The organism is Staphylococcus gallinarum (genome assembly GCF_000875895.1).
Classification (GTDB): domain Bacteria; phylum Bacillota; class Bacilli; order Staphylococcales; family Staphylococcaceae; genus Staphylococcus; species Staphylococcus gallinarum.
Genome location: NZ_JXCF01000219.1, coordinates 1 through 259 on the forward strand (window position 1 = coordinate 1; position 259 = coordinate 259).

1 pseudogene is annotated in these 259 nt (G+C 39.0%); it reads right to left on the bottom strand.

From position 1 onward, the window contains the following. Positions 1-259: pseudogene (locus SH09_RS17180) on the bottom strand (hypothetical protein); the annotation flags it as partial.

Here is a 259-nt window from a genome sequence, read left to right on the forward strand (position 1 = left end):
TGGTTCAATTGGATTACCTGTATTCGGATCTGTCGGATTTAATGGATCATTTGGGTTAGTCGGATCCGTTGGATCTGCAGGAATATATGGAATATATTTACCTGGTTCTTCTGGTTTACCTGGTTCTTCTGGTTTACCCGGTTCTTCTGGTTTACCCGGTTCTTCTGGTGTCTCTTTCAACTTGTAGATATAAGTAACATCAATATTACCTTTAACTACTTTACCAGTTTCTTCGTCACCATCTTGAACTTTTACAAGC